A 9,708-nucleotide genomic window follows, 5' to 3' on the forward strand; every position below is an offset into this window, starting at 1 on the left:
AATGGAATTAGACGAAAAAAAATATTTATACCTACTCATCTTATTGCCTCTTTTGGTAGTGGTTTTCTTGTACAATTTGTATTGGAAAAGGAAAAAACAACGCGAATTTGGTTCGGTTGAAATGGTGCAAAAGTTGAGTCCAGATAGCTCTAGTTTTAAATCGGTATTGAAATTAATTGTGTTAGTATTGGCTTTTGCCTGCTTGATTTTAGGATTGGTGAATCCTAAGATTGGCACCAAAATGGAAACGGTTAAGCGTGAAGGTATTGATATTGTTTTTGCAGTCGATGTTTCTAAAAGTATGTTGGCAGAGGATATCGCGCCCAGTCGTTTAGAAAAAAGCAAGCAAATCGTCTCTCAAATCATCAATCAACTCGGCAGTGACCGTATTGGGATTGTAGCTTATGCAGGAAGTGCTTTTCCTGTATTGCCAATCACCTCCGATTACGGTGTGGCGAAGATGTTTTTGCAAAGTATGAATACCGACATTGTTTCGTCTCAAGGAACTTCTTTAGACGAAGCGATTAAATTATCGGCTACTTATTTTGATGAAAAAAGCAAAACAAGCAAGTTGATGATTATGATTTCGGATGGGGAAGACCATTCAGAAGGATCCGAAAGCGCCGCCGAAGAAGCCAATAAAATTGGTATGAAAATCATCACTATTGGTGTTGGTACTGAGAAGGGCGGTACGATTCCTTTGCGTCGAAACGGTGTGATTGAAAGTTATAAAAGAGACAAAGAGAATCAAATCGTTATCACAAAATTGAATCCAGAAAGCTTGAAAAGCATTGCAAAAGCGACGAATGGGAATTATGTAAATGGCGCGAATACCAAAGAAGTGTTAGAATTCGTAAAAAACACTTTGGATAAAATCCAAAAAACAGAATTTGAAGCAACTGAAATGGCAGAGTACCAATCTCAATTTCAATGGTTTTTAGCCATTGGTTTCCTGTTGCTTTTGGTAGATGTATTTCTGTTAGAGCGCAAAACAAGTTGGGTGAAAAAATTGAATTTGTTTAACGAGAAATAAAGTTTTCTAACCTCCCAATGTGAAGTTGATAAATGTACTTGAAAGTGATAAAATACAAAATTACAAATGATTAAAAAATATTTCATATTCCTTTTCTTGTTTTCCCTTTTGGGGCTAGGAGGCCTATTTGCTCAACAAAAAGACAAAGCATTACCAAAAGCGAATGAAGAATTTGCAGAAAAAAAGTTTGTAGAAGCGGAGGCGAATTATAGAATTTCACAATCGAAATTCCCTAACCGAACGGTGGCTCCCTACAATTTAGGAAATGCAATTTACAAACAAAATCAAAATGCCGAAGCACAATATGCCTATGTTGAAGCACTTCGCAAAGCAAAAGTAAAATCCCAAAAGCACAAGATATTGCACAACTTGGGGAATACTTTTATGAAAGATAAAAATTATGAAGCCGCAGTTGATGCCTATAAAAACGCTTTACGTTCTAATCCCGAAGATGAAGAGACTCGTTACAATTATGCTTTGGCCAAAAAAATGCTAAAAGACAATCCACCGAAAAACGATAAGGATAATAAAAAAGACAAAGACAAGGATAAAGATAAGAAGGACGACAAGAAAGACGGCGATAAAGACAAAGACAAAAAAGACGATAAAGGCGATCAGGATAAAAAACAAGATCCTAATCAAAACGAGCAAAAAAACAGCAAAAATCAAGACCAAAAAGGACAACCGAAACCCAAACCTGGCGATATTTCTAAAGACCGTTTAGAAAACCTTTTGGATGCTGTAAACAACGAAGAAAAGAAAATTCAAGATAAAGTAAAAGCCAAACAAGGCCAAGGAAAACCAGTTCAAACCGAAAAAGATTGGTAATTCAAAAACCGCATTTTAAAATGAAAAAATTTATTGCAGTTGCACTTTTTATAATTGCTAACCCACTTCTGGCTCAAGTTCAATTCGAGGCAAGAGTGAGTAAAAATACATTGGCACTAAACGAACGCCTTCGTGTTGATTTTATTATGAATGTAGATGGTGATAATTTTATTCAACCTTCTTTCGATGGTTTCCGAATCATCGCTGGACCTAGCCAACAAGTAAGTCAATCTTGGGTCAACGGTAGAAGCTCTTTCGAGAAAGCGTATTCCTATTTCTTAGTTCCTACCCGAAAAGGAGCTTTGGTAATTAAACAGGCGGCAATTGAGTTTAATGGGCAGGTGTATAAAACATCTCCTGTAAAGATTACTGTGACCAATGCAGTGCAGCAATCTGAGGAAGAGAATGACGGACAAATTTCTGTCGATAATAATTTATATTTAGTTGCGGATATTTCTAAAACCAATCCGTATATCAACGAGCCCATTACGGTAGTTTATAAATTGTATTTCAGCTATAATATCGGAATTGGAGGTAATTGGGAAGAAAAGAGTAAACCTAAATACAATAATTTTTGGAGCCAAAATATTGATATCAAGCAATTGGTTCCTGAAGAGGGAATGTTTAGAGGGGAACGTTTTAGGTATGTAGTTCTTCGCAAAACAGTTTTGTATCCTCAAAAATCTGGAAAACTAGTTATTGAACCACTTTCATTAGATATTCCTGTTCAATTGCCTACCAATAGAAGAGATATGTTCGGGCAATTAATTGTAAAAGATGTAACTAAGAATGTAACCACAGGAGCAAGAACGATTGCGGTAAAAGGATTGCCAGAATCGGGCAAACCAACAGATTTTTCTGGCGCCGTGGGAAGTTTTGATTTTAAAGTTACACCAAGCAAAACAACACTGCACAATGGAGAAAGTTTAGAATTGGTAGTAAGCGCCGCTGGAAAAGGAAATCTTAAATTATTCACCTTACCCAAACCTGTAGTTCCAAACGCCCTAGAAATGTATGACCCTGTTCATACGGAATCCGTAAATACGCCACTTTCTGGAATGGCAGGCAAGATTTCGGACAGTTATACCATTATTCCGCAGTTCAAAGGAACCTATCCGATCAAGCCAATGCAATTCTCTTATTTTGATTTGAATTCGGGCAGTTACAAAACGATTACTTCTCCAGAGATTTTGGTGACTGTTTTAGATGGTCCAACCGCTACAGACAGTACCGCAGTGGCAAGCACGGCTAAAAATAAGATTAGTAATCTGGAGCAATTCAAATTCATCAAGCTCAAAACAGAGCTTGAAGACGTTCACGGAAAAGATTTCCTAGGCTCAAATAGCTTTTATGCGCTGTTATTGCTTCCTTTTGGAATAATCCCTTTGATTGTGATTTTCAAAAAGAAAAAAGAAGCCATAGATAGCGATGTCTTTGGTAACCGAATCAAAATGAACAATAAATTGGCTAAAAAATATTTATCGGAAGCCAAAAAACAAATTGCGAACAAAGAGTTGTTCTATGTGGCACTCGAAAAAGCGATGCATAATTTCTTAAAAGCCAAATTACACATCGAAACTTCAGAAATGAGTAAGGATAATATTCAAGAGTTATTGTTGTCTAGAAAAGCGAATCCTGAGGCTGTAAATGATTTTATTGCCTTGACCGAGAATTGTGAGATTGCGCGTTATGCGCCTTCTTCTAGTGCTTCCATTCAGCAGGATTTTGATAAAGCCATCGAAATTATTTCGGGATTAGAAAAACAAATTGTCTAAACTACAAAGAATAGAAGTGTAATCAAATCAGCACTATAAAATAGTGTTCTTAGTCCTTCCTTTGTGATCTTTGTGTTTAAAATTAAATCAACATATGAAAAATATAGTTTATTTATTATTATTTATAACCAGTGTTTTAACTGCTCAAAATGGGTTTGAGTCAGGGAATGCTTTGTACAAAAAAGGGCAATACGAGCAAGCCATTCAGGCCTATGAATCGGTGGTGCAAACGGAGAAAAAAGAATCGGCCGATTTGTATTTCAATTTGGGCAATTGTTATTACAAGCTCAATCAGGTAGCGCCAGCGATTTATAATTATGAAAAAGCTTTGGTCTTAAAACCTAATGATTCAGAAATTCTAAACAATTTGAAATTTGCCCAAAAGAAAACCATTGATGAGATTAAAGTGGTTCCCAAAGTAGGTTTCGAGAAACTGGTACACGATTTTACCGCTTTCTTTCATTATGATACTTGGGGATGGATTTCGATTGGTTTTGCTGTGGTAGTACTATTACTTTTTTTAGGGTATTACTTTACTCAAGCTTCTTTAGCGAAACGTGTTTTTTTCTTTGGGATGTTTTTTGGATTGCTACTCGTTTTGCTAAGTGTTTTTGCGGGTTATTTTGAGCAAAGTCATTTTAAAAATGATCGGCCAGCCATTCTTTTTGCGGCTATGACAGATGTCAAAAGTGAGCCGCAGTCTTCAAGTTCGGTTGTCATTACTCTGCATGAAGGGGTCAAAGTTTATATCATAGAATCTCTCGATCAATGGAGAAAAGTTCAGCTTACCGATGGTACAGAAGGTTGGTTGAATGCCAATGCTATTAAGGAAGTGAAGTGATAATTTATGTTAATTTTACCAATTTTGGGTGTTTCTAATCTATAGGAACACCTTTTTTTTTACTCAAAACTGTGCTAATTTTGGGTCTTTTTCTTTGAAAAAGTGTTAAAATTTGGATTCCTTCAATTATGCCGTATTCTTATTAATATTTAGATATAATTTTTATTATGTGTTTACATTATGTTAAACTGTTTGTTTTTGTTTTAAGTATTTGGAGTAATAGTGGTATTATGTTTATTGATTTCTCTTGTTTTGTTGGGCTCGCAGCCGCTATTGGTTTTTTTTATTAACAAAATGTTATCATTTTTGTCGCATAACTAAATCAAAATTCAAATTTATGCGATCAAAATTCAAATGGATTTTTTCTTTGCTATTGGCCTTGTCAATGCAAGTGGTCTCCGCTCAGGTGAAGACAGTATCGGGAACAGTATCGGACGCAGTGGGTCCAATTCCTGGAGTGAATGTAATGGTAAAGGGAACCAAAAATGGTACTCAAACTAGTTTCGATGGAAGCTATGCTATTAAAGCCAAACAAGGAGATGTATTAGTTTTCTCTTTTGTGGGTATGAAAGATGTGTCTAAAGCAGTTGATGCTTCAGACAAATTAAATGTTAAGTTGGAAAGCAACGAAGCTGAAAAACTTGAAGAGGTTGTAGTTGTGGGTTATGGAGTACAGAGGAAAAAAGAAATTACGGGTGCTATTTCTCAAATTAAAGGTGATGCTATCGCAGGATTAGTTTCTCCATCTTTTGAGAGTTTATTAGGAGGTCGTTCTGCGGGTGTACAGGTTACAGCTCCAAATGGAATTTTAGGACAAGCACCAACGGTAAGAATTCGTGGAGTAGCTTCTATTTCATCAGGTACTCAACCTTTGTATATTGTAGATGGTATGCCAATTTATTCAGGTGACCTTGGTGGGTACGCCAATGCCAATGGTTTAGGGGATATTAATCCAAATGATATTGAGTCTTTCGAAGTGTTAAAAGACGGAGCTGCTACTGCAATTTACGGGTCAAGAGCTGCTAATGGTGTTATCTTGATAACAACTAAAAAGGGTAAAAAAGGATCAGCAAAGGTTAGTTATAATACTACTGTTGGTTTTTCTTCTCCTATCAAAACTTTTGATTTATTAAATACTAATCAATTTTTAACTATTGCTAACGAGAAAAGAACGAATATTGGTCAGCCAATATGGGCTGCTGGTTCCACTTTTAACACGGATTGGCAAAAAGCTGTTTTAAGAGAAAATGCGGTTCAAATTGATCACAATCTATCGTTTAGTGGTGGTACTGATCAAACGAAATACTTTATGTCATTAGGGTATACTGATCAAGAAGGTATTGCTAAGTCTAACGAAATGACGCGTTATAATTTTAGAACAAATATTGAACACAAATTAAACGATTGGTTTTCTTTCGGTGGAAACATTGCACTTTCAAGAACAGACTATAGTGGTTTAAATACAGGTAGAGGTTCAGTTTCTGGTAACATTTTTAATGCTATCCGTAATTTGCCTAATGTTCCAATTTATAATGCTGCTAATCCTACGGGATACAATATTACTACTAACAATTGGGTAGGTCAATGGGATAATTTACAACCTGTTGGTGTTCAATTAACTAACGTAGTTTACGGTTTAGAAAACAATAGACAAACGTCAAGCATTCAACGTCTTTTGATCAATACGTTTGCAGCTGTAGATATTACTAAAGACTTGAATTTCAGATTCCAAGCTAGTGCAGATAATGCTATAACTGGAGGATTCTTATACTGGAGCCCAATTCATGGTGATGGTTTTTCTGTTAACGGAAGATTGCAAAATGATAATCTAAATTCTTTAAGATGGAACATTCAAAACATACTATCTTATAACAAAACATTCTTAGACGACCATAATGTTTCAGCTACTGCTGTTGCTGAATACCAATCAGAAAAAAATCAATATTTTGAAGGTGTTGGTACTGATTTAGCGGATGGATTTTACGATCAAAACTTGGTTACAGGTGCTTATACTGTTCAAACAGCCAATGGAAGTGTTGGTTTAAACTCTATCATGTCTTATATCGGAAGAGTGTCTTATAACTATAAGCAAAAATATTTCTTGCAAGGATCTATTAGACGTGATGGTTTGTCTAAATTGAGTCCAGCTACAAGATGGAGTAACTTTACAGGGTACTCTGCAGGTTGGAATATTGCAAACGAAAATTTTATGTCAGGTATTAAAGAGTATGTTTCTGATTTCAAACTAAGAGCTTCTTATTCTGAAGTAGGGAATACTGATATCGGAAACTTTCCGTATTTAGGTTTAACTTCTGCATCACAATATGGCGCAGCAAATGGTATTGCCTATACACAATTTGGTAACGACCAATTGCAGTGGGAGAAAAGTAAAAAAACTGATTTTGGTGCAGATTTATCAATCTTAAACAATAAAATTAAGTTAACAGCAGATTACTTTAAAAATGATATCGAAGGTATGATTTTGAATGTGCCTGTAGCTCCTTCATTAGGTGTGCCTAATAATAGAATAGCTAAAAATATTGGTGCTTTAGAAAATACAGGTTTAGAGTTTGGTGTTGAGGCTGCATTAATTAATAATGCTAACTTTAAATGGAGTGTTAATGCCAATTTAACGCTTCAAAAAAGTGTAGTAACCTCTTTGCCAAGTGGCAATGCTGATATTGTTGGTGGATCATCTTCTGATATCAATATTAATCCAAATATCATTATTAGAACAAATGAGTCACCTAACTCTTTGTTTGGTTATGAGTATTGGGGTGTGAATAAGGCTAATGGAAATCCTGTATATGTAAAAGCAAATGGTTCTTTAGTTCAGGGAAATCTTAATAATGGGACATATGTTGTTTTTGATCCTTCTAATCCAAGTGATATTTCAAAAGCATCTTCATTAGCTCTTACTGATAGAAAAATATTAGGGAATACGTTACCAACTTATTTTGGTGGATTTTCTTCTAACATGAGTTATAAAAATTTCGATTTAGCATTTTTAGTACGTTTTAGTGGAGGTAACAAGATTTTCAATTCTACTAGAAGAGAAATGTTAAATCAGGATTTAAACAATAACAGTACTGAAGTTTTAGGAAGATGGCAAAGTGCTACAAATCCAGGTGATGGATGGACTCCAAAATTGATGGCTGGACAAGGAAACTTTGTAAATTTAGCAAGTTTCGCTACTACTCGTTTCGTAGAGAATGGTGATTTTATAAGTTTAGATAATGTTTCAATTGGGTATTCTCTTCCTAAATCAATAGTTGAAAAATTAAAGCTTGATAAGTTTAGAATTTTTCTTCAAGCTCAAAACATGTTAATCATTACTGATTACAAGGGGATTAATCCAGAAATGGAAACTTTTGGTGTGGATTTAAATGGAACGCCACGTGCCAAAACAATCTCTATGGGTCTTAACGTAAACTTATAATAAAATATGAAAAAGTATATAAAACTTACAAGTGCATTACTACTTGCTTTTCTAGTAAATTCATGTGATGAAGAAAAAATACTAGATTTAAGCCCGGTAAATAACATTTCAAATGATGTATCTTATTCTTCTCCATCATTGATAAAACTTTCTGTAACTGGGATGTATAATGCAGCCCAAATAGGGCAGTTTAATTCTACTAATCCAAATGGTGGTCGTGGGTATGTTTGGGGTGCAGCCTTTGTACAGCAAGGAGATAATAGAGGTGAAGATGTTGTAAATATGGCAGCTTTTTATCAATTTACTTACCAAAGTAATTATGATACAAATACGGCTAACAACACCTATTATTGGGTAGATGGTTATCGTTTGATTAACCGTTGTAACTTGGTGATCGAAGGAGTGACAGGTGCTATGGCAAAAGGAATTGTTTCTGCTGCCGTGGGTAATGATTATATTGGTCAAGCTAAATTTTTAAGAGCGATCACTCATTTTGAATTACTTACTTATTTTGCAAGGTCTTACAATTTTACTCCAACTGCAAGCCATCCAGGTATCGTATATCGTGAAGTTGGAATCGATACTCAGGCTGAAGTGGATGCTGAATTAGCAAGAGGTCGTAATACTGTTGCAGAATGTTATGCAAAAGTAATTGCTGATCTTGATGACGCTGAAGCTAAGATTACTCAAGCTACTGATAAAAGTTTAGCAACTAAAAATGCCGCAATTGCTTTTAAAACTAGAGTGTATTTGCATCAAAGAAATTGGGATAAAGTAATTGCAGAAGGCTCTAAGCCATTGGCAGGAATAGCTCTTGGTGCACAACCTGAGATGCCATTTATTACATCTACCAACTTAACTAATCCTGAATCAATTTTCTCTATTCGTCATGCAGAAGCAGCTGGACAAAATCCTGGTGTAAATGGTGCTTTGGCCTCTCAATATAAAACAAGAAGATTGGTTTGTATTAGTCCAATTATTTGGAGAGATCCAAGTTGGTTAGCTGATGATAAAAGAAGAGCTGAAGGAACCATGGTTGAAACTGTAAATGGTATTAAATATACTAACAAGTATAAAGAAGGAGTGAAATATACCGATGCTGCACCAGTAATTCGTTATGCGGAAGTATTGTTAAACGTTGCTGAAGCTCAAGCTAGAAAGGCGTCTCCAGATGTTACTACTGCTCTTAATTTATTGAATGCTGTTAGAAATAGATCTTTAGCTAACCCAGCTACTCAAGCGTATACAGCTGCTTCTTTTGCAACTGCTGCTGATCTTGTAAAGGCTATTTTGAAAGAACGAAGAATTGAATTTATAATGGAAGGTCGTCGTTGGTCTGATATTCACCGTTTGCAAAATGATGATATTGCTCCTATTGATGGTATTCCAGCTAAAATAGGTAATGCCTCAGCTAATAAAGACATGTTTATCTTAGGAACACCTTACGACGGTGCTTTATTAGAAAAAGCAATACCAGGTTCTGATCATAGAGTTTTATGGCCAATACCTTTATTAGAAACTAATAATAATCCAACACTTGCTGCACAGCAAAATCCAGGTTGGTAATTTTTACACAAGTTTTTAAAAACCGTCTCTTTTTGAGGCGGTTTTTTTTGTGCCATTTCATTGCTATCCGAAAGTTTTAATGAATGAGCATAAAATACCTTGTTACCCATTATAAATAGGCGTTTACTTTTTTATTATGCTGAAAATAAGTCAGAACTGAATTTTAATTCTGGTTCTGATCTTATTTTTTTGGCTCCATCTCCAACCTGATTGCAGATATAATCTA

The 9,708-nt window shown here is 35.2% G+C and carries 6 protein-coding genes; all 6 read left to right on the forward strand.

Annotated elements, in window-relative coordinates; translation table 11 throughout:
* Position 1: 1 nt before the first annotated feature.
* Positions 2-1,033: a VWA domain-containing protein gene (locus tag AO58_RS0115185; protein WP_024982512.1), complete on the forward strand. Its 1,032-nt coding sequence runs from the start codon at positions 2-4 to the stop codon at positions 1,031-1,033.
* Between the two features lie 66 nt (positions 1,034-1,099).
* Complete coding sequence (locus tag AO58_RS0115190) at positions 1,100-1,861, forward strand: tetratricopeptide repeat protein (RefSeq protein WP_035717917.1); 762 nt, start codon at positions 1,100-1,102, stop codon at positions 1,859-1,861.
* Positions 1,862-1,881: 20 nt separating this feature from the next.
* Positions 1,882-3,636, forward strand: coding sequence for a BatD family protein (locus AO58_RS0115195; protein ID WP_024982514.1), 1,755 nt, complete (start codon positions 1,882-1,884; stop codon positions 3,634-3,636).
* Positions 3,637-3,730: 94 nt separating this feature from the next.
* On the forward strand, positions 3,731-4,477 hold the full coding sequence (locus tag AO58_RS0115200; RefSeq protein ID WP_024982515.1) for a tetratricopeptide repeat protein: 747 nt from the start codon (positions 3,731-3,733) through the stop codon (positions 4,475-4,477).
* 337 nt (positions 4,478-4,814) lie between these two features.
* Positions 4,815-7,916: a SusC/RagA family TonB-linked outer membrane protein gene (locus tag AO58_RS0115205; RefSeq protein WP_024982516.1), complete on the forward strand. Its 3,102-nt coding sequence runs from the start codon at positions 4,815-4,817 to the stop codon at positions 7,914-7,916.
* A gap of 162 nt (positions 7,917-8,078) precedes the next feature.
* Complete coding sequence (locus AO58_RS0115210; protein ID WP_503089846.1) at positions 8,079-9,482, forward strand: RagB/SusD family nutrient uptake outer membrane protein; 1,404 nt, start codon at positions 8,079-8,081, stop codon at positions 9,480-9,482.
* Positions 9,483-9,708: the final 226 nt, after the last annotated feature.

This window comes from Flavobacterium succinicans LMG 10402 (assembly GCF_000611675.1).
Lineage (GTDB): Bacteria > Bacteroidota > Bacteroidia > Flavobacteriales > Flavobacteriaceae > Flavobacterium > Flavobacterium succinicans.